The 19,892-nt window shown below is 34.6% G+C and carries 22 protein-coding genes; 13 read left to right on the top strand and 9 right to left on the bottom strand.

Annotated elements, in window-relative coordinates; genetic code table 11:
• Positions 1 to 76 precede the first annotated feature (76 nt).
• Positions 77 to 2,269 carry an elongation factor EF-2 gene (locus K5790_RS02410; protein WP_297592127.1) on the bottom strand — a complete coding sequence of 731 codons (2,193 nt, stop codon included), beginning with the start codon at positions 2,267 to 2,269 and terminating at the stop codon, positions 77 to 79.
• A 48-nt stretch (positions 2,270 to 2,317) separates the two neighbouring features.
• Positions 2,318 to 3,223: a sugar isomerase gene (locus K5790_RS02405; protein WP_297592126.1), complete on the bottom strand. Its 906-nt coding sequence runs from the start codon at positions 3,221 to 3,223 to the stop codon at positions 2,318 to 2,320.
• Positions 3,224 to 3,306: 83 nt separating this feature from the next.
• Between K5790_RS02405 and K5790_RS02400 the strand changes: the two genes are divergently transcribed.
• Genes K5790_RS02400 through K5790_RS02385 form a run of 4 tightly spaced genes read left to right on the top strand, consistent with a single transcriptional unit; the run spans position 3,307 to position 5,117 of the window.
• The gene (locus tag K5790_RS02400; protein ID WP_297592125.1) at positions 3,307 to 4,134 is read left to right on the top strand and encodes an MqnA/MqnD/SBP family protein; all 828 of its coding nucleotides are present in this window, start codon (positions 3,307 to 3,309) and stop codon (positions 4,132 to 4,134) included.
• A 27-nt stretch (positions 4,135 to 4,161) separates the two neighbouring features.
• On the top strand, positions 4,162 to 4,452 hold the full coding sequence (locus tag K5790_RS02395) for a hypothetical protein (protein WP_297592124.1): 291 nt from the start codon (positions 4,162 to 4,164) through the stop codon (positions 4,450 to 4,452).
• A gap of 43 nt (positions 4,453 to 4,495) precedes the next feature.
• Complete coding sequence (locus K5790_RS02390) at positions 4,496 to 4,774, top strand: hypothetical protein (protein WP_297592123.1); 279 nt, start codon at positions 4,496 to 4,498, stop codon at positions 4,772 to 4,774.
• A gap of 37 nt (positions 4,775 to 4,811) precedes the next feature.
• Complete coding sequence (locus K5790_RS02385) at positions 4,812 to 5,117, top strand: MTH1187 family thiamine-binding protein (RefSeq protein ID WP_297592122.1); 306 nt, start codon at positions 4,812 to 4,814, stop codon at positions 5,115 to 5,117.
• Here the strand turns inward: K5790_RS02385 and K5790_RS02380 are convergent.
• Positions 5,114 to 6,211, bottom strand: coding sequence for a radical SAM protein (locus K5790_RS02380; protein WP_297592121.1), 1,098 nt, complete (start codon positions 6,209 to 6,211; stop codon positions 5,114 to 5,116). The genes K5790_RS02385 and K5790_RS02380 overlap by 4 nt on opposite strands.
• A 73-nt stretch (positions 6,212 to 6,284) precedes the next feature.
• Between K5790_RS02380 and K5790_RS02375 the strand changes: the two genes are divergently transcribed.
• A complete protein-coding gene (locus K5790_RS02375; RefSeq protein WP_297592120.1) occupies positions 6,285 to 6,458 on the top strand; it encodes a hypothetical protein in 174 nt (57 codons plus the stop codon).
• Here K5790_RS02375 and K5790_RS02370 read toward each other — a convergent pair.
• Positions 6,445 to 6,921, bottom strand: a complete 477-nt coding sequence (locus K5790_RS02370; protein WP_297592971.1) for a tetratricopeptide repeat protein — start codon at positions 6,919 to 6,921, stop codon at positions 6,445 to 6,447. The genes K5790_RS02375 and K5790_RS02370 overlap by 14 nt on opposite strands.
• A gap of 129 nt (positions 6,922 to 7,050) precedes the next feature.
• Here K5790_RS02370 and K5790_RS02365 point away from each other — a divergent pair, with 129 nt between their 5' ends.
• Complete coding sequence (locus K5790_RS02365) at positions 7,051 to 8,025, top strand: matrixin family metalloprotease (RefSeq protein ID WP_297592119.1); 975 nt, start codon at positions 7,051 to 7,053, stop codon at positions 8,023 to 8,025.
• A 25-nt stretch (positions 8,026 to 8,050) separates the two neighbouring features.
• On the opposite strand, the gene K5790_RS02360 is transcribed toward K5790_RS02365, so the two are convergent.
• Positions 8,051 to 10,726, bottom strand: a complete 2,676-nt coding sequence (locus K5790_RS02360; RefSeq protein WP_297592118.1) for a DEAD/DEAH box helicase — start codon at positions 10,724 to 10,726, stop codon at positions 8,051 to 8,053.
• A 147-nt stretch (positions 10,727 to 10,873) separates the two neighbouring features.
• Here K5790_RS02360 and K5790_RS02355 point away from each other — a divergent pair, with 147 nt between their 5' ends.
• From K5790_RS02355 to K5790_RS02345, 3 genes are all read left to right on the top strand, one after another.
• Positions 10,874 to 11,062: a hypothetical protein gene (locus K5790_RS02355; RefSeq protein ID WP_297592117.1), complete on the top strand. Its 189-nt coding sequence runs from the start codon at positions 10,874 to 10,876 to the stop codon at positions 11,060 to 11,062.
• A 217-nt stretch (positions 11,063 to 11,279) separates the two neighbouring features.
• Entirely contained in the window at positions 11,280 to 11,990 is a 711-nt protein-coding gene (locus K5790_RS02350) for a hypothetical protein (RefSeq protein ID WP_297592116.1), read from the top strand.
• A gap of 86 nt (positions 11,991 to 12,076) precedes the next feature.
• Positions 12,077 to 12,235: a hypothetical protein gene (locus K5790_RS02345; protein ID WP_297592115.1), complete on the top strand. Its 159-nt coding sequence runs from the start codon at positions 12,077 to 12,079 to the stop codon at positions 12,233 to 12,235.
• Between the two features lie 202 nt (positions 12,236 to 12,437).
• Here K5790_RS02345 and K5790_RS02340 read toward each other — a convergent pair whose 3' ends face one another.
• Positions 12,438 to 13,031, bottom strand: coding sequence for a hypothetical protein (locus K5790_RS02340; protein WP_297592114.1), 594 nt, complete (start codon positions 13,029 to 13,031; stop codon positions 12,438 to 12,440).
• Between the two features lie 241 nt (positions 13,032 to 13,272).
• Here K5790_RS02340 and K5790_RS02335 point away from each other — a divergent pair, with 241 nt between their 5' ends.
• From K5790_RS02335 to K5790_RS02325, 3 genes are all read left to right on the top strand, one after another.
• A complete protein-coding gene (locus K5790_RS02335) occupies positions 13,273 to 13,434 on the top strand; it encodes a hypothetical protein (protein ID WP_297592113.1) in 162 nt (53 codons plus the stop codon).
• A complete protein-coding gene (locus K5790_RS02330) occupies positions 13,431 to 13,922 on the top strand; it encodes a hypothetical protein (protein WP_297592112.1) in 492 nt (163 codons plus the stop codon). Before K5790_RS02335 ends, K5790_RS02330 begins: the two co-directional genes overlap by 4 nt.
• 165 nt (positions 13,923 to 14,087) lie before the next feature.
• Positions 14,088 to 14,699 carry a hypothetical protein gene (locus tag K5790_RS02325; protein WP_297592111.1) on the top strand — a complete coding sequence of 204 codons (612 nt, stop codon included), beginning with the start codon at positions 14,088 to 14,090 and terminating at the stop codon, positions 14,697 to 14,699.
• Positions 14,700 to 14,742: 43 nt separating this feature from the next.
• Here the strand turns inward: K5790_RS02325 and K5790_RS02320 are convergent, their stop codons facing one another.
• Both K5790_RS02320 and K5790_RS02315 read right to left on the bottom strand, forming a co-directional pair.
• Positions 14,743 to 15,453 carry a restriction endonuclease subunit S gene (locus tag K5790_RS02320; RefSeq protein ID WP_297592110.1) on the bottom strand — a complete coding sequence of 237 codons (711 nt, stop codon included), beginning with the start codon at positions 15,451 to 15,453 and terminating at the stop codon, positions 14,743 to 14,745.
• 1 nt (position 15,454) lies between these two features.
• The gene (locus K5790_RS02315; RefSeq protein ID WP_297592109.1) at positions 15,455 to 16,939 is read right to left on the bottom strand and encodes a type I restriction-modification system subunit M; all 1,485 of its coding nucleotides are present in this window, start codon (positions 16,937 to 16,939) and stop codon (positions 15,455 to 15,457) included.
• Positions 16,940 to 17,028: 89 nt separating this feature from the next.
• On the opposite strand from K5790_RS02315, the gene K5790_RS02310 reads away from it, so the two are divergent.
• Positions 17,029 to 18,345 (top strand): restriction endonuclease subunit S, encoded by a 1,317-nt coding sequence (locus tag K5790_RS02310; protein ID WP_297592108.1) that lies wholly within the window; start codon positions 17,029 to 17,031, stop codon positions 18,343 to 18,345.
• A 52-nt stretch (positions 18,346 to 18,397) separates the two neighbouring features.
• On the opposite strand, the gene K5790_RS02305 is transcribed toward K5790_RS02310, so the two are convergent.
• Positions 18,398 to 19,777, bottom strand: coding sequence for a Shedu anti-phage system protein SduA domain-containing protein (locus tag K5790_RS02305; protein WP_297592107.1), 1,380 nt, complete (start codon positions 19,775 to 19,777; stop codon positions 18,398 to 18,400).
• Positions 19,778 to 19,892: the final 115 nt, after the last annotated feature.

The raw sequence follows: 19,892 nt of genomic DNA, 5'->3' as shown, positions 1-19,892 counted from the left end.
TAGAATAATTTGTACAAACTTAAGATTTTTCTTTAGTTATGTCTATTTCCACGTTCAAGTGAAGGGCTTTGCCTTTTTACTCTTTGTCGATAAATTCGTTAACACTTGGTGGTTCAGGAGACAGTCCTTTTCTTTTTCTAATGTCAGCTACTGCTGCTGCCAACATGGATTTTGGAACTTCAGTCCATGCCTTAAAGGATGTATTCCATGTTGCACGTCCTGCAGTTTGTCCTCTCATCTCTTCAGACAAAGTAAATGTCTCAGAGGCTGGAATTTCACCAACAATGATACTTGATGCGCCTTTTTGCTGCATGTCTAACACTTTACCACGTTTACCAGAAAGAACAGTTGCAACATTTCCAACTAAATCAGTAGGAACTCTAACTTCAATTGCAAGTGTTGGTTCCAATACTGCAGTTCCAGCTGTGAGTAATGCACCCATACATGCTCTACGAGCTGCAGGACCCAATTGGGATAGTCCTCGGTGTGCTGTATCCTCGTGTGGAACAAAGTGAGTAAAGATAAACTTGCAATCCCTCATCTGCTCTTTGCACAGAGGTCCTTCTTTCATTACTTCTTCAAATCCAGAATTGATAGAATCAGTTGATTCTTGAACAAATTGAACACCTTTTGTTCCATTAATCAAAACATTTCCTCGTGAATCAAATTTCATAACTCTCTTAATTGTATCAGTATCCCAGCCAGCTTCTTTGAGTAAATCGGCTACTACTTTCTTGTCTTTCATGTCACTGATTTCACCAGTTCGCAACATGTTGGCAATTTTTGGCTCTAATGGCTCCACTTTCATGAAAATCTTATTGTGTCTGTTTGGAGATTTTGCCATGATTGGCTCACATCCTCCCTTTACAGTTTCTCTGTAATTGATTAATGGTTCAGAAGTAACAATTTCACATTTTGCATCTTGGATTCTGTGTGTTGCAACATCCAAGTGCAACACACCCATTCCAGCAACAATAGTCTCTCCACTTTCCTCATCAATTTTTACAATAAGGTTTGGATCCTCAATGGTTAGTTGTTTGAGAATTTCTACAAGTTTTGGCAAATCTTTAGGATGTTTTGGCTCTATTGCAATTTGTACAACAGGTTCTGAAACATATTTGACACCTTCAAACATTGGAATTCCTTTAACAGAAGATAATGTGTTTCCTGCTCGAGCTTCAGTGAGTCCCAACAATGCAGGAATGTTACCTGCACCAAGTTCTCCAACTTGCTCTCTTTGGTTTCCCATAAAGAAATTAACTGATTGAATTCTTCCTTCTCGTTTTGAATCAATAATGTTGATAGTTTGACCATCTTTGATAGTTCCAGAAAATAGTCTTCCAATTGCAACAGGACCAGCTGCAGGATCTAAAACCATGTTAACTATCATCATAATTGTGGGACCATCATCACTGCATGCAAGCAATGCCTTTCCAACATCTGATTCCAAATCACCTTTCCAAATTTGTGGAATTCTATACTTTACTGCCTCATGAGGTGCTGGATGATGTTTGACTACCATTCCAAGAACAGCATCAGCCAATGGTGCTTTTGCTACCAAGTCATCTACTTTTTCATTGACATATGCATCAATTACATCTTTGAATGTAATTCCCTTGTCTTTCATAACATCCAAGTTAATTGCCCATTTGTCTTTGGCTGATCCAAAAGTCACGCTGGCATTCTGAATAGATACTTTCCATTTCTCTTTGTATTCAGGTTCAGCGTATGTGTCAATTAGTTGATTAAAGTTTGATACAACTTCGGCAAGTTGTTGCTGCATTTTTTCAGGAGTTAAACGGAGTTCTTTGATGAGTCTATCAACTTTGTTGATAAATAAAACAGGTTTCACTCTCTCCTCCAATGCCATTCGAGTTACAGTTTCAGTTTGAGTCATGATTCCCTCAACTGCATCACAAACTACTACTGCACCATCAATTGCCCTCAGTGAACGAATTACTCTTCCACTGAAATCTACGTGACCAGGTGTATCGATCATGTTAATGACGTATTCTTTGTCTTTTTGTGTAAAGTGTAATGTTACGTTTGCCTGATAAATTGTAATTCCTCTTTGCTGCTCTTCTTTATCAAAGTCCATTGCCAATGCTTTTCCTGCAGCTGATGGAGCAATGATTCCAGAGTTTGCCAAAAGGCTGTCACTCATGGTAGTTTTTCCGTGGTCAACGTGAGCGATAACACCAAAGTTTCTAATCTGATCCTTATTCTTAATGATCTTAAGAACCTCACCAGTTGACTTGAATTTTACCATATTCGCAAACCCTAGGATTCAGCTATTAAACCTTAGCCTTGCAAATCTTCAATAGATCATTTGGTTACTAACATTGCGAATCTTTTTTGACGTAACAAAATGGCAGTCATTCTTCTTTTTCCTTTTGGCCTCAAACAATGTTAGAAATTGAGAGAAGAAGATACAGTATAGTGTTTGGGAGATCTTATCTTTTGGAATCTTGGGATGAATTACGTTAATTCCGATTTTTTTCAGACTTGTTGTGAGTTGTTTAGAGTGAGGATTTTTTTCCTCAAAGATAATTACAGTGTCACCTTTGTTTGCAGAGAAGAGCTCCATGTGAGAGAACTGCTCAATTCTGCAATAGTGCGCATCATATCCTAGAATCTCATAAAACTTTGCAGCACAATACATTGCAAGTGGGAATGTCTCATAGTTGCCAAGAATGAATAGTCTATTTGAGATTTTTAGTTTTGCAGCATCAGACTTTGCCTGAGAAAACATTGTATTGTTTTTAGGAATTGTGATTTTTTTTACAAGTGAAATACATGTTAGTGTACTATCTAAAAATGATATACTGCCAGCAGTAAAGACTCCACTATTAGGGGAGTCAAGGGGAATTATTTCATCTGAGACTTTGGCAAGCCTGCTTTTAGGCTGGGCAGTTATTGCTGTGGATTTTTTTGCAAGCTTTGCCACCCTGATGTTGGTAATGGTATTTCCAGAAATGGATACAAAATAGACATGCTTTGATTTTGCCAGATGTTTATTTTTGAAAAGATCCAGTGGATCCATTGCCTTTACCATTCCATGAGAGAATGATTCTGCCAACATTGCAGAGACCAAAGAGTCCCCACTACCAGAAAATAGAATATTTTTTTGTTGAGCATCTGAAATTGTTTTTTGTTTTTGAAAATTTTTTAGAAAATCTAATTGCAGGAAAATATCTTTCTCATAGGCCTCAATTGAATTCATAACAACAAATTATTTCAGACATATATTAGAAAAACTATTCAGTTTGGGTTTTGATTTTTATTACGACCATTTTAGGCAAAAATATGGAAATTTCTGTAGGTCATACTCCTGATTCAGATGATGCATTCATGTTTTATGGAATGTTTACAGGCAAAGTTCCATCTCCAGACTTTACAGTAAATCACGTGATTGAGGACATTGAGAAATTAAATCGAAAAGCAACTGATCCGCAGCTAGATGTAACTGCAGTATCAGTTCATGCATGTGCATACATTCCAGGATATACTATTCTTAGAAGTGGTGGAAGCTTTGGAATAGGTTATGGTCCAATAGTTACTGCAAAAAAGATGATGAGTATTGATGAGATAAAAAAATGCAAGATTGCAATTCCAGGAAAGATGACATCTGCATTTTTGCTATTGCAATTAATGATTGGAAAGTTTGATTATGTCGAGATGAATTTCAGCGATATCCCAGAAGCTGTAAAAACAGGTAAAGTCGATGTAGGTCTTGTAATTCATGAGACCCAGCTGTCTTATGAGCAAGAAGGCAATGTCAAAATCCTAGATGTTGGAGAATGGTGGAACAAAATAACTAATGGTCTTCCAGTACCGCTAGGAATCAATGTGATGAGGACAGACCTGGGCATGGATACTATCTGTAAATTTGACAAGTATCTGCAGGCCTCAATAGAGTTTGGCTTGGAGAACTTTGAGGATGCAATAGAATATGCAATGCAGTATTCTAGGGGAAAGCCAAGGGAGTTGATTGAGAAATTTGTCAAAATGTATGTGAATCAAGTTACTGTTAACATGGGAGATCCTGGTGAAGAATCAATTAGAAAACTCTTTGAGATGGCAAAAGAAAAGAATCTAGTTCCAGACTTTGAGTTAAGCATTGCCACCAAGTAATTATAGTACAAAAAAAATTTAGAAATTATGGGAGACGGTATCGGCGGTCCAGTTATTGGAATTTTGACAAACAATGCATTTGAACTGCTAGTCAGCCACACAAGAAAAGACAATCAAGACGATTACGGTAAAACAGAAAAGATAATCATTGGAAAAGTTGATGATCCGCAACAACCACAATATGGTGAGACTACAAAAGAAGACTTGGAGCGAGCACTGAAAGGAAAATTTGTTTCATGCAATGTCCAGTATAGAGATTCAAAAACAGATGCACTAGTGTGCAATGTCTTTGTGCAAAAACCACCAGAAGGATTCTAATGCAAAATACCTAATATATGATGAAATAGAAATAATTAGTAAAATGGTTTTAGTAGATAAAAAAATTCTAGGTGGAGGGCTTGCAATGATTATTGTAGGAATTGTTCTTACAGTAAGTGTTAGCTCAAACATGCCTGCAGGACAATCTGGAATGACCGAAGAAGAAATAATTGATTTGATGATTGCCCAACAAGAGACGCAGGACTATAACACATTATCAGGAATTTTAATCGGTGTTGGGTTTTTACTAGTTTTGATTAGTTTTGGTACTAGAAGAAGAAAAGGCACTGCTAAAAAAGAAGAGAAGAAACCTGCAGAGTGAATCAAAGCTTTTAATCTAAATATTCTAAAAACATCTGATGATCCAAGCAGAGATTAGCATCTATCCAATAGCTACAAAGACTACCAGTGCTAGTTTCTACATTGCAAAAGCCATTGAATCTATTCAAAAAATGGATAATCTCAGATACGAGATAAACCCAATGGGAACAATTCTAGAGTCAGATAGTATGGATACGATAAATTCAGCTGCCAAAAAGATGATGGAGACAGTTCACAATCTCGGGATTGCAAGAGTTGAAGTGATAATTAAAATTGATTCAAGACGTGACAAGCATGTCAAGATGGAAGAGAAGCTTGATTCTATAAAGAAGCACTTGAGTTAGAATTTTCGTAATATTTCAAAATGAGTATTTCTCTGAGCTGGCACTCGACCTACCTCTTTTACCATTGTTGCCAATTCCTCAACTGATGATGCAGTTGGTTTTCCTGCAGCTCGGTAAATCTCCTCAGAAAAAGCAGTTCCAACCAAGTCACTGCCGCCATTTGACAGTGCAACTTGAGCTAGTTTCTTGCCATATGCAACCCAGTAAACTGAGATGTTATTTAGTACATTTGCAAGCATCAATCTTGATAGTGCAATAATTCTCAAATCATATACTGATGAGCATTCATTATTTACCAGATGTTCTTTTTCAAGCTCTGTATTGTCAAGACTGAATTTCAAAGGAATCAAAGTTAGAAAACCATTTGTTTTCTTTTGAAGGTCTCGAATCTTTATGAGATGATCAATGATGTGCTCTGGCTTTTCTATGTGGCCATAAAGCATTGTCACATTACTTTGAATTCCCATAGTATGTGCTTCTTCAATTACATCAAGCCATTGCTGGCCTGTGCATTTTCCTCTTACAATCTTATCACGAATATCAGGATGGAACAGTTCTGCTCCACCTCCTGGCATTGAATCAAGTCCTGCATCTTTGAGACGAGATAAAATCTCTTTAGTGGAATTTTTTGTTAGTTTTGATAAATAGTAAATCTCAGCTGCAGTAAGTGCTTTGATGTTTAATTGTGGATGGCTCTTTTTTATTGTCCTCATCATATCCTCATAATACTCCAGCGGAAGTTTTGGATGAAATCCTCCAACAATGTGGACTTCGGTTGCACCCATCTGTTTTGCAATTGCAACTCGTCCTTCAATTTCTTGTGGAGTTAGGGTGTATGCATCATCTGCGCCATCTTTTCTGTAAAATGCGCACATCTGGCAGCTAGCTGCGCAGACATTTGTGTAGTTCATGTAGTATGATGCTGCAAATGTTACAGTATCGCCTACTAGTTTTTTTCTTGCATTGTCAGCCACTGCAGCAAGCAAATGTAAATTATCATAATTCATCAGATCCATTCCATCTTTGTAGGATAGTTCTTCGCCAGATAATGCACGATCTAAAGCTTGAGATTCTCCTACTAGTTGTTCAAGCATGAACTATGCATCACTCATCATGATATATTCCTTCTAGTCTCAAGAGATAAGTATCCGTGCGGTAATTTCAGATATGGTCTTACCACTAGTTGATGAGAACAAGCCAAAATGTTACTTGTGTCATAAAGGATTTGAAAACATAGAGAAACTGCGTGAACACCAGAATTTGGCACACAAGGATTATTTCAAAGAAAACGAGAAACAAAACAAAAGAGAGCCTGCACCTGGCGATGTTACTGTATTTTAGATTTTTTCTGGTTTATGGATTTCAATAATTCCTGAGCAATCTCTTTTGAGATATGTGCCAAGTCATAGTGCTTGTCAATGGATAATGCCTTTTTGAAATGAGTGATTGCTTTTTGCAACTCCCCCATCTCACCTAGGGATAATCCCTTGTAAGCTAGTGCCATTGCACATTTTTTATCAATTTTCAATGCAGCATCATAGCAATCAATTGCCTCTTGGTACTTTTGATTAGAGTGTAATGCTGCCCCCTTGTTTAGCAATGCATCCAGATGATTTGGTTTTACTGATAAGGCCTTGTCATATGAGCGAATAGCAAGTTTGACTCGTCCCATGTTTTGCAGTGTTGCACCCTTGTCAATTAGTGCTGAGACATTTTTTGGATCTTCTTTTAAGACATCATCATATAGCTTGAGTGCTTTATCGTAATTTCCATCTTCGGCGTATTCAAAAGCTTGAGCAAGCATACTGACTAATCTCTCATCCAATGTGACTGATAATATTTCGTTAATAATATAGATTCACCAGTAGTTAATGAACAATCAACTATACCATAGATCAAAACATAACTATACGAACCAAGCATTTTGATCATAATGAAATCTGTAATGATTCTTGGAATAGTTATTGCAGGACTGCTCGGTGTTGCAGTTTTCTTCACTCCATCATATGCAGCTTCTGCGCCCCAGGTATGCCTGGAGCCATTTCCAGAAGACTCGAGTCTATCGCAGATAAAAAAAGAACTCTACATCAAAGAAATCAGGGCAGGAATTACTGAATGGGTAAACATGCTAAAACAACAATCTCCCCTCCCAAGAGCAGATAACTGGAAATGGGATATTGACATTGTAGACTATCAAGACGATATCAATTGCAACATTATCGTAAAATTCAAAGACAAACCTGTTGGTGAGGACAGTAAACTAACACTAGGAACTTTTCAGAGAATCGATTCTGTGGGAATAATCAACATGTATTATTTTACACCATATTCTTGTGAGATTAATCGAGATTCAGAGTACATCTATTATGGAATTTGCAGAAGCCCAATTGATCTTGCTACCACCGAAGAGTTTGGTTCCATATTTCGCCATGAGTTCGGACATGCACTTGGTTTGGGTCATGTGAATATCAATACATCTCTGATGCATCCAACTTTTGAATTGATTAGCTACAAGGGCAAAATAACTACAGGAGATGTAAAAAATGTCATCGATATGTATCCAAACGGATTTTATTTTAAAAACACCATTACTGAATCTGAAATTATAGAATTGGAAAATCCAGAAAGCATGCCAGTGATTCCAAATTGGATTCGCAACACTGCTGCATGGTGGGCAGATGGACAAATTGATGATTCCACATTCATTCAAGGAATAGAGTACTTGATTGAAAATAAAATAATTGTAATTCCTGAAACTCAAAAAGAAACAACAGAACTACAATCAATTCCATCATGGATTAAAAACAATGCAGGTTGGTGGGCAGAAGGCTATATTGGCAATGAGACATTTGTTCAGGGACTAGAATTTTTAATTCAAAAAGGAATTATCTCCATCCCAATACCATAACAAATGGAATCAATTTCTTAGGGAATTAATTTTTCAAAAAAATTGTAAAAAAATCCATTGCATCTTTTTTTGATAGTTCCTTGTTTTTTGTCTGACAATAATTATTTGTAAATGTACATTTTGGGCATCCACCCCACCTTTCCCCTTGGGAGACTAGTTTTTTCTGTTTAGGATCAGTTGGACAATCACAATCAGATAGCAGGGAATGACAGGTCTTGAGAATCTTTTCAAACTCCTCATAGATTATCTTGCTGCAACCATTGAAACCATCAGAAGAATTGTCATACAGATAGATAATGCCATTATCATAGTATACATCAATATCACTTGATTCAGATTTTGTGATAATTTTAGCAGCATTAATCAACACATGAGAAATGGTGTGAATTCTAGGGTCTATGGACATCTGGCTTTTTGAATCTGAATATGACTTTGCCAAAAACTCTGAAGGAATTACAATACTAACTGAAGAGTGCTTTGACTTCCAGTTAAAGTTCCTCCAAGACGAAACATTGTTTCCATTAAATGTCTGGAATGTATCTGCTGAGTCATTATAGTTTCCTTTGAGATAGCCAGTAATGGTTCTGCTAAGCTCAATTATTCCATAACGTATTGATAGTTTCCTAGAACCTGAAACTATTTCTCTGTGTATTGCATTTCGCTCTGATGTCTGCAGAATTGAAGTTCTAACTATTGGCATTGTTCTTTTCTGATTCTCATAGGATCTTCTCAGATATGCTCTTGCACCGTTTTGAGATTTTCTCAAAGAGATTACCTCATAGTTTTGCTTGTTAAAGTGATAGATTGCATTTTGATGTAATTGATAGTAACCAACTGGCACATTACGTGTTCCAATTTTTTTAGAGTTGAGATAAATTGCAATCTCACCTGATGCTCCTCGAAGATTGACACTGTTTGCAAAATCAAAGAACTGAGATTTCTCAGAGGTCTGGGAAGATTCTGCTTCAATCTCTATTGATTCAGTGTGCTTCTCTGAAATGATGGGATTTTTCTTGTTAATTGGAATTACATGGTCTTGTGAGAGATACTGGTCAATGTGGCGTGCAAAATAGTGGCATGCTGCATCATCAGGATCAAAGACACAGAGGGCATATGATTTCTGGCCCATACGGCCAGCCCTACCAATTCTCTGCACAAAGGAGTCATACTCGTTTTTGAAGGCTGAAATCACCACATCTACATGCCCAATATCAATTCCCAGCTCAAGTGTAGGGGTACAAGATAGTGCATCAAGTTCACTTGCCTTCATCTGAGATTCGTAGAGTTTTCTATTGTTTTGGTCAAGACCTCCCCTGTGAATCTGAATTCGTATTCCCTCATTTGCAGACTCTACATTTGATGCAAGAAATTCCGAATCATTGTGTGAGTTGCTAAAGATTAGTTGTGTTGAATTATTCTTGTAACAAATTGATGCTAACATCTCCATTGTAGTTCTCTGTCCAAACTTTCGCGGCATTACAAATAACATGTGCATGTTCTTTTTTCTTCCCGTATCACTTTTGATGTATGAAAATGACTCTTGGGGCAAATCAAACATGTTTGAGAAAAACTCTCTAGAGTTGTCAAGTGTAGCTGAAGAGCCAACAAACTGAACATCTCCCATGTATCGCTTCATTCTATTTAGCACATGATACACATTAGAGCCATGAAAGCTGGTGTAAGAGTGCGCCTCATCCATTACAATTATTTTTGCATTTTTGAATAACTCATTCCATTTCTTGTCTTGTAGAATCAAGTGATAGTTGATAAAATCAAAGTTTGTTGCAATGATTAGGGATTTTTTTGCAGCATCCTCAACTATCAAATCTTTGTATTCTGAGCTTTGTCCCCCATGAATTGAAAAGACACCAACTTTGTTTTGCAGTCCACATGCATCAATGAGTTTTGAGATTTTAGATACCTGATCATCAATTAGTGCATTAAGTGGATAGACAAGCAATGCAAAGACACCAGGTTTTGTTTCCTGGGATATTTTTTGCAAAATCGGGATACTAAATGCTTCAGTCTTTCCAGAACCAGTAGGAGCTGAAATTATAGAATTATTTCCAGCAAGGATTGAGCGAATTGATTCATCTTGAAATGAAAGAAGTCCAGTAAAGCCGTACTTTTTGATTCCCTTTAGGATATCCTCAGATAACACGTCACTTAGGGTCTCAGTTGGAATCTTTTCAGGCTCGTCAGAGACCATATTCTCATAGTGGACTATTGCCAGGGATTCCTCCTTGTGCCCCTGAATTATTTCACGAAGGATATAATCATCTTCAGCTAGCGATTTTGGAATTTTAGAGATATCAAATAGTATTTCTTCAGGGATTGGAATCTTGTTTTGTACAGTCTCTTTTTTCTTTGCAAATTTCTTTATCTCGTCTGGATAGTATGTGCCAGACTCTTCCGGACCATTGCACTGGTGTGGCTCATCAGTCCGCGAATCAATTGGGATAAACTTTCCACTGTCTGATTTGAACTGGTCATCCCAGTAGATTTCAGCTCCGCATCCTTTGGAGCAAGGTTTTGTTCTTCCAGTATAGTTCATGCCATACGTTGGTCTTTTTGGAGTAACCATCTCTGGATTGCATTTGGGACAAATTCCAGGACCTCCAAGATCTTCAAAGTTCTGAGTTAGTTTAGTGTCACAAGTTGAGCAAAATTTCATGAATGTGTTTTGGAGTGGAAATACCATTAATGAACATATGAAAAGTTTAGAGTTAACATTAGATCAAATTTGATTCAATTGTATTTGTGCCATTCAGGTTTTGTCAAAATTGATCTGGCGATCAAAAATTAATATTCACTCCTGGGGCTAAATCTCCACTTCTAATCATAACACATGACAAAATCAATAGAAGAGACAATACAAGAAAAACCAATTCAAGATAGACTGCGACACGCAAGCAGCATTACAGTAGAGTCAGCACTACGAAACAAGGTAAATCTGAACGTATCATGGTATGACGTCCATGGAGAACCACAAAGCCAGAGATTCACTATTTCGGCAGGTTCTGTAATAGAATTTTAGATATTCTATTTTTTCCTTTTTTTATATTCCAATATCCTTAAGTTGGCATATTTTAGATTCCATTCATGGCACAAAAGAAAAAGGAGTTAAAACGACGCCAGAATCTTCAGTGTCATTGGCATTGTCCCTGCGAGGATTGCAGAACTGATGAGAATTTGTAAAGCCAGATTAGGTCTTGACACTGGAAATTTATACGATGCAATGACTATGTGTATTATTGTCTGAGAAGACCCTACCTTCTGATAATTCGGATAGCAATTTGCCTGGAAGAGCAGAGGAGAGTAATTTTGGATACTATGATGTGCCAGTCAAATCAAAAAGCAAAACCCTAGGAATAGCTGCGGTGGCATTTGTACTGGTTTCGGCAGGATTCTTTTCATACTATTTTATGAACCAAAATCAGATTGATTCAGAGATTTTAGATAATACCTTGCCATTAACTGCTGAACAAAAGATGGTCAGCCAGTACGGGGTTGGAGAGTTTGGCAGTGATCATGCACATGCAGCAATAGCAGTCTTTGTAGACGGGGTGCAGCTAAACTTTGGTCTGCCTGATTTTCAGCTGCAAAGCAAGTACATTCACTTTGAGAATCACAATCCATATCTGATTCACAAGCATGCAACTGGTGTTCCATTAGATATGCTGTTCTCATCAATTGGATTGGATCTTACTTCAGAGTGTATTGGTTTGAGTTATCTTGCTAGCGAGTTGCTTTGTGCTGATTCAGAAAAGTCTATGACATTTTTGATTAATGGAAAATATTATTCAGAGATTTCCTCATATGAGATAAAGCATAATGATAGAATTTTGATTTCATTTGGTGATTCAGAAGAGATTTCAGAGCAGCTGCAATATTTAGAATCACTTAAGATTCATGACATTCCAAATCAGTACAAGTTAGATCCTGAAAAGGACATTTTGGTATGATAGAATTATTTTATTTTTGGATTTGTAAAGACTAGATACTTTTGACAATATCAATATTCTTAAGGTCATTTAAGATTTTGTAAGATATGATTCCAAAGGGCAACATACCTGGCATATGTGTGGATTGTGGACACAACATCATGTATTCTAAAAAGTCAATGCAGACTCATGGTGAATTGTTGAAAAAACATCGATGTCCAAAATGTGGCAATTTTGCACTAAAGACACTAAGCAAAGATGTGTAATTGCGAGAATTTATTTTATTATTTTACGATATTTTGTTAATAGATTAGTAATTTGTAAAGACAATCAAGAGTTTGAAAAATTATTCACCATTTTATTCAAGATTTGGAGAACCAAAAGAATTGCTAGAATTAAAAGCATTTCATGAATGGAAAAACAATAACACGGTTCCAAATGTTTGATCTTGTTTTTTTGTATATGTGACTAAATTTCTTTTAGAATTTTTTTAATTTCGTTTATGTCTTGAATAGAATTGTTATTTACAATTTCAGACAATGTCTTGAGTAGTTTTTTTGAGTCAGAGTCATCAATTATGATTTCAATCATCTCTTTTTTTATTTTTTGAACTTCTTCTAATGATTTATCTGGTTTTAGGAATTTCAATTTATTCATTATTGGTGAAAAAATAAATTCTAATGGATTCATTGCTGACATTAAATGTGATATTGCTTGTGCTTTTTGCATATAATTCATTTTTGTATAATTTTTTTTAATTTTTTTAAACTGTACTCTGATGTGCATTACAACAAGTTTGGTTATCCATTTAACAATTTGTTCATTGTTGAATTCTTCTGAAGTCACATAGCATACATTTTGTTTTTTTATCTCAATTCTTTTTACTAATTCTAGTTGCAACAAATTGTTTAAGGATCTTTCAAATGAGTTTTTGGCCATATGGCCATCTTCAACAACTTTGCGTCGTAATTCATTATATCTTATTCTTTCATTTTCATCAATTATTTTGTATACTGTCCTTTCTTTTTCACTATGTCTTGGAAAACGGACTGGTTTATTCATACTAGTATGGTTTTGAGATCCTAGATATTATGAATCAATATCAATAAAATTGAAGAAAAATGGTTGCAATTTGTAAGAATCAATGCATCAAATACATGGTTATTCCGCCATATGGTGAGAAAAAATATGCTGGAGGCCGAAAATTCTGTAGATTTTGTGCCTGTTATTTTGTAACTAATCAAAATCGATGTATGTGCTGCGGTGTATGTCTTAGGTCAAAGCCTAGAGAGAGGTGTTTTAAATGAAATATGTTTACAAAGACGAAGATCATAAAAAGCAATATTTTTTCTTTAATGAGGAATTGTGGCTCTGCTTTACACATCTTTCTGAGTTAGAGAATCATTTGACATCAGAGCAACTCAATTCAACTGAGTGGCACAAGGTCTGGAGGTGTTGTGTGTGAGTAGGATGAATGGTAGAACTAGAAAACGAGTATATTTCTTACTTGTAAAACGTGACGGTGAATTTTGTAAGAGATGTGGTGTTTCAGGTGTTGAAAGGCAATTAGTAATTGATCATAATGACAATAACAATAATCACAACCATTCAGAAAACTTGCAATTATTATGCCGAAGATGTAATTATCTAAAAAATCCAAGACCAGTCGACAGTGTGTGTGAAAGTGAGAGCCATGAATTTTCTGAATTACAAATTAATCGCACTAAAGAACCACAATTTAAACGATTATTGGCCCAAGAGATTAATTCATCCAAAGATAACAAAATACCTGAAAATGATATCATTAATTCATGTGCTGAAATACTTGACCTTTCTCCAGTAACTATTAAGAGATATCTGGACAAAGTATGTTCTTCTGCTGGAATTTATATGAGACTCAAGATTGTAAGTACTGTTTGTATAACTTGGAAACCAGAACTTGACTCGGTGTAATTTGTATACAGGCGTGGTTTTGTTTGTCTGTGTGTTACACAATTAACATAATTTAAGAAATAATAAGATGATTTAAGATGGTTTAAGAATATTCAAGAACTAGTTAAGAAAAACAAGAAAAACTTCAAAAGCTTAAGTACTTCAATATGATAAGTTTGCCTTATCATGAGTACCAAGACTGTCTCAAAAAAGAAAAAAGATGTTGATTCTATTTTTGCTGTCAAAACATTACAAGAAGCAAAAGAAAAAATCTACTCAGATATACAAAACGGAATAAACTATAGAGACATTGTTAAAACAAAGTTTGACATTGATGGTACTGCCAAGACATTCAATATATCACAAATCAACCAAATAAAGGCTGAATTTGAGCCTAAAAATGAGGAAAAAAGAACTGATTCTGACAAAGCTGCAGTTTTTCGTCTATTCTACAAAGGTTTCTCTGCAATACAAATTATCATTAAAAACGAATTCAGTCCAGATTTTGTCAAGCAATGCCTAAAAGAGTATGCTGAACTAAACAATATGGAATTAGTTCCAAAATCCTTTTTTTACAGACTAAAAGATATTCTCATCCGTCTTCAATGGGCTCCTGTCAACAATCTAAAAAACATGTTAGATTCTGTTGAAGAAACCGTCAATCATTCCATTGCTTCAGAGAAATATTTCTTTGATTGCTCTAAATGTGGAAAAGCAATCAAGATGGACGGAAAACCGTTAGTAGATGCAAGAAAATATCTTTCAAAATATTGGTATCATGATAAATGTGCCAAGTGATCTTTATTGCGTGTTTACAAATAAAAAATTCTCAATGAAATAACTAAACTTTGACTCTAATTTGGCCCGTTAGGAGTTTTTGCATTAATCCCACTTTTATCATTTCTAAACTTTTTTCATTTTGTAAGTTTGGGAATTTTAAATTAACTCCTATGATTTTTTTCTGAATATCTATTAATGAATCAATATTTGATAAAATATTTGTAATTTTTTCTTGTTCTTTAATGGGAGGTATTGGAAAATGAAAATTTACAAAATCTTTTTGATAAAGATGGTTAATTGTGGATCCTCCTTTTAATCTATTCAAAAATATTGTAAAATAGTTTGAATAAAGAATGTAAAATAAAAATAATGAATGGTATTTTTTATTTAATGGACGAATGACAAATACTCCTGTGTTTAACGTTGATGGGATAGGAATCTTATCTATGAATGCAATCTTCCCTATTGTTCCATCTTTAGTGACTAAGACGTCTCCTTTTTTCAATTGAATATTTGTGTCTTGATCATATCTTTCCTTATCAATATATACGCAATTTTCCCAATCTATTCTTCCATTTTTAAAATCAGTTCCAGTAACAAGATAAAACTCTCCTTCATCACGATATTCAGCTGTTGTTAACCCCTGCCATCCTATTCTACCTTTAAGAATTGAATTTTCTCCAATTCTTTGCCAATCCCAATCTTCAGGAATTTCCTCTTTTTTTCCGAAAAGACCTTCTACAAACTTGTATCCGGGTTTTGGTTTTTTCAATCTAAATCTTGAATCCTAATGCCTTGAGATCTTGTTTGACTTTTAGTTCAAGCTCGTCTCTTTCCTTGTCTAGTTTCTTGAGTTCGTCTATTGTTGCCTGAATATCAATCTCTTCTTCAGGTTCAGAGATATCGACATATCTTGGAACATTGAGATTGTACTCGTTTTCTTTGAGCTCCTCTAGATCTGCAACATGGCAGTATCTGTCAATATCCTTGAAATCATCAAATGCCTTTACAATTTTTTTAATATCTTCTTCACGTAGTGTGTTTCTGTTCTTTCCTTCTTTGTAGTCTTTGGCACCATAAATGAAAATTATCTTGTCTTTTCTTGCCTTTGGTTTGTTCTTGTTTAATACCAAAACACAGGCAGGAATGCCTGTTCCAAAGAAGAGTTTCTCTGGAATTGCAATAATTGCCTCAATGGCATCCTCTGCAATCAGTCCTTCTCGTATTTTTTGTTCAACACTTCCTCTAAACAGCACTCCTTGTGAGCAGATAATTGCAGCTTGTCCTTTGTCATTAAGTTGAGCATACATATGTTGAATGAATGCAAAATCTGCTTTGTCTTTTGCAGGTGGAACTCCGAATCTGAATCTGTTATATGGATCTTTTTCAGCTCCTTTATTGTCCCAATCCATTGAAAATGGGAAATTAGCTAGTACTCTATCATATGTGATTAGTTTTCCTCCTTTCACTAATTGCGGATTTGCAAGTGTGTCTCCATATGTAATGTTGAAATCAACAATTCCGTGTAATACCATGTTCATTTTACACATTGCCAAGTTTCCATAGTTTGATTCTTGACCATCTAAAACTAAATCTCTGGGATTTCCTTTGTGTTTTTCAACTTCTTTTCTTGACATGATTAACATACCTCCAGAACCACATGTAGGATCACAAATCTTCATCCCTTCTTTTGGATGTGTAATGTTTACTAATAATTGCACAACTTCTCTTGGTGTAAAAAATTCTCCTCCTTTCTTCTTTGTTGCATCTGCAAATTTTTCTAAGAGATATTCATATGCATCACCAAAAATATCTTCTTTTTCTAAATCTGAATTTCTTAATCTTGGCGAATTAAAATGAGAAATTAGTTCTGCAAGTTCATTGTCTGGATATTTTCTAGGATCTGCATATTTTGTATTGGTTAAAACACCTTCAAGTTTTGGATTTTTTTCCTCAATTAATTTACAAATTTTATCTATAGCTTCTCCCACCTTGCTTCTAACACCAGAAAGATTCTCCCATCTGGCATCATCTGGGATGTAGAAGTCATGATGAAACTCTTTTTTTGCTTCTTTTTCAGATTTTCCTTTCTTGATTAACACCTCAATATTTTCTTCAAATCTATCGTTTAGTCTTTTAAGAAATAATAAAGTCATTACTGGTTGTCTATAGTCCGAAGCATCAAGTGATCCTCTGAGAATATCAGCTGCCTTCCATAAATGACCTTTAAGAAATTCTAGTGATACTTTATCAGACAATAAGAAATTCATCATATGAGTATCATATAGCGTTTCTTTTGATCCTGATTCGTAAAATGGCTTAATACAAAGGAAATTTGAAGGAATTTGTGCGTAAACCTAGACCTGGATACAAGCTAGTAAAGTCACTTTTTGGAAAATATGAAGAAATTCCTGAAGAATGGGAATTAAAAAAAATTAAAGAACTTACAAAAGTATCAGTAGGTTTAGTCATAAATCCTTCAACGTACTTTGATGATCATGGAACAGTTCCAATGATCACAGGTAAACATGTAACAGAAAATGGGATTGTATTGGATGGGGTGGATTTTATCACGGAAGAAAATAACCGTCTATTAGAGCCAACTAGAATTTGGCTTGGTGACTTGGTTACCATGAGAGTTGGCTACCCTGGAAGAACAAGTGTGGTCAGAAAGGAACATGATGGGATTAATTGTGCATCTGTAATTATCACAAGGAAAAATAAAAAATTTGTATCTGAATTTCTTGGGTATCTAGCAAATTCAAAATTAATATCAAAACAGGTTACAATGTACCAAGCAGGTGGGGCTCAACAAGTTGTAAACGTTGGATCCTGGAAAGAGTTTTTGATATTCTTACCTCCTATTCCTGAACAAGAAAAAATTGCATCCACATTAAGTAATGTCGATGATTTGATTTCATCATATGATAAAACCATAGAACATACGAAGCAGCTTAAGAAAGGTCTGATGCAGACATTACTGACTAAAGGAATTGGTCACAAGAAATTCAAGAAAGTGAAATGGTTGTTTGGAAAAGAGATTGAAATTCCTGAAGAATGGTATTTTGTTCCATTATCTGATTTAATTGAACTCAAAAATGGTTTTGCATTTAAAAGTGATTATTTTGTCACTAGCTCCGATAAAGTGGTAATCACCCCTGGAAATTTTCATAAGGATAAGAAATTATATTTTGAAGACAGAAATACTACATTTTATGAGGGTCCTATTCCATCAGGATTTATTTTAGAAAATAATGATTTGTTAATTGTGATGACTGATCTTACACGAGATGGAGTGATTCTAGGTAATGCGATAATTCTAAAGAGTGATTATACAATTCTTCACAACCAACGTATAGCAAAAGTGTTGTTAAAAGAAAAAATAAATAAAAAATATCTTAATCAATTTCTAAATTCCAGTTTCTATAAAAAACAAATTAAAAGAACATCTGCAGGAACAGGGGTAATTCATACTTCCACAAAAAAAATTTTGGAAATTTTATTTCCTCATCCTGAAATATCAGAACAGCAAAAAATTGCTTCCATTCTTTCCAATATTGATTCAAAAATTAATGAATTAGAAGGCAAAAAGACTAGTCTTGAATCCCTCAAGAAAAGACTTATGCAGAAACTCCTAACAGGTCAAATCAGAGTAAAGATATGACCTACTTCTTTCATAAAGTCAATAAATTGTGAAAATTCTATATCTGTGTCTTTTAGTCAGGTTTTTCTACTTTTGAAAATTGTTTGAATGTTTCAATGGTGGCTTTGGCATCGTCATACAGATCATCAAATGTTCTGATTTTAATCCCATGTAGATATTCGTTAAATTTTGTCAAAAAATAATCTTTTGACTCTTTTCTTCTCCCAATTATTACATATCCTTCAACATGGTTTTTCTTATCTTTAATTTCTTCCATATAGTGAATTGTTTGAGATATTGCTCTCCCTACTTTCGATAGCACTGCATCTTTGTTTGGCCTGTCATTTTGTGTGACAGTTGGTTCATCCGGTCGTTTGAATTCATTAATGATTATCGTGTTTAATCCTAATTGATCATCATACAAAGTTAAATCTGTGTTTCCAATTTCAAGATGCTCCTCTTTTAGTTTTCTATATCCATAATATCGAAAATCTAATAACCATATATGTTTAAAAACAAAATTTCTGATTTCAATCTCTGCTATATCAGTGTCAATTTTCTTTCTGAATTCTTCTAATATTTCTTCAAAATATGTATGCCCATTTATTATACTTCTTTCAGTTGCTTTTGTAATTTCTATGAGTTTTTCAAGATCATCAACACTACTGATTTTTTGTGTTTTAATTTGTTTTAACATTGCAGAAAGAAATTTTTCAGTGTTAACAGTACCAATATCGTATTTTTCTAAAATATCTATAAGTGAATTTGCAACATTAGTAAAATCATCTGGATTACTAATTTTATATAATTCAAAAAATCTTACTGCTTTTTCTAAAATCTCTTGAAAATCTTTATAATTTTGAATTTCATGCTCTTTAGAAAACTGCAACATTTCTTGCATCATTTTTGAAAATTCTTCTGGTTTATCAGCACCATGTAATCGTAGTGTATCTAAAGTTGATTCAAAATCCATGTATTGTTTTAGTTTTTCAGGATCATCATGGATGATTTTTTTAATGGCATCTTCTTCGAATTCATCTAAAACAGGTTTTGATAAAAATAATTCTACAACTTTTTCGGTATTGCCAGCTTTTTTGAATATGTTGTTAAAATACTCTATATTGATTTTAATTCCTTTTTTTCCTTCACTTTTAATTTCACTATGTTTACCTGTTACATTTCCACTTAATAACACAAAATCATAATCCTCTTGTATTTTTTTCCTTAAACCTGTGGCCCCTGCACCAATTATCTTTTTTTCATCTTTTGGTTCAAAATCTGTAAAGACAAATCCTAAGGTATCTCTTCGTGTCCAAAAATACTTTACATCTGGAATCTTCTTTTTAATGATTTTTGCAAGTTTTTCAGCTTCAGTCTCCCATTCCTCCTTTAATTCATTGGTAGCTTTCTCTTTTGATGATGGAACCGTAGTTACATCGTAATAATATCTCAATTCCTATCCTTTTATATCATATTAAAAAAATCTTTCATTACTTCATACTTTATTATAGTATTCTAATTTTTAGAAAAATAAGAGCATTACATATCCACAAAATATTATTTAATCA

This window comes from Nitrosopumilus sp., assembly GCF_025698945.1.
GTDB lineage: Archaea > Thermoproteota > Nitrososphaeria > Nitrososphaerales > Nitrosopumilaceae > Nitrosopumilus.
The sequence above is the reverse complement of the archived record's forward strand: the minus strand, read 5'-3'. Positions and strand labels throughout refer to the sequence as shown.